Genomic DNA, 950 nt, shown 5'->3' on the forward strand with positions numbered 1-950 from the left:
TGACCTGCACCCAGGCGACCACCGGCGCCCCACTGGCCCGGCGGCATTCCCGGCAATGGCAGTAGTCGGCGAGATCGTCCTCCTCCAGCTCGATCGCATAGCGCACGGCTCCGCACAGGCAGCCGCCCTCCATCCTGGTCATGCCGCCGCTCCCAGCCGCGCGAAGCCCGCCTCAAGATCGGTGATCAGGTCCTCCGGCGCTTCCAGGCCGACATGGATGCGCAGGCATGGGCCTTCCACCTGCCACTCCGTGGCGCTGCGCGTCTTCTGCGGGAAGGTCGGGATCAGCAGGCTCTCATAGCCGCCCCACGACCAGCCCATGCCGAACAGCTTCATGCCGTTCAGCATGGCGGCCACGGCTTCCCGGCTGCAGGGCTTCAGGACTAGGCCGAACAGGCCCGACGCACCCTTGAAGTCGCGCTGCCACAAGGCGTGGCCCGGATCGTCTGGCAGGGCCGGATGCAGCACCCGCGCCACCTCCGGGCGCTCTTGCAGCCACTGGGCGATGCGGATGCCGCTGGCCATGTGCCGCTGGAGCCGGACCTCCAGGGTGCGGAGTGCCCGGAGGACGAGCCAGCAGTCCTCCGGGCTGGTCGACATGCCGAGATCCTGGACGCCCTGGCGCAGCCGGGGGTGGATCTCCGGCGTGGAGGTGACAATCCCCATCATCAGGTCGGAATGGCCGCCCAGGTACTTGGTGGCGGCATGAACGGTCACGTCGACCCCATGCTCGTAGGGCTTGAAGAACAAGGGCGTGGCCCAGGTGTTGTCGAATACTACCAGGGCACCACGGGTATGGGCGATCTCGGCCACCCTCTTCACGTCGGTGACCTCGAAGGTGAGGGAGCCCGGGCTCTCCAGGTAGACGATGCGCGTTTCCGGCCGCATCCCCGCCTCGACCTGCTCGGGCTGGAGCGGATCGAAGTAGTCGACCGCCACGCCCATGCGCT

2 protein-coding genes are annotated in these 950 nt (G+C 68.2%); both read right to left on the reverse strand.

Going from position 1 to position 950, the window contains the following annotated elements:
* Positions 1-142, reverse strand: a 142-nt coding sequence (locus EQG76_RS33890) for a GFA family protein (protein WP_456237657.1), incomplete at its 3' end; no start/stop codon positions are given.
* A partial coding sequence (locus tag EQG76_RS00865) for a trans-sulfuration enzyme family protein (RefSeq protein ID WP_159709744.1) occupies positions 139-950 on the reverse strand: 812 nt, incomplete at its 5' end. The genes EQG76_RS00865 and EQG76_RS33890, both read right to left, overlap by 4 nt.

Origin of the sequence: Geminicoccus flavidas, assembly GCF_009806515.1 — a bacterium.
Lineage (GTDB): Bacteria > Pseudomonadota > Alphaproteobacteria > Geminicoccales > Geminicoccaceae > Geminicoccus > Geminicoccus flavidus.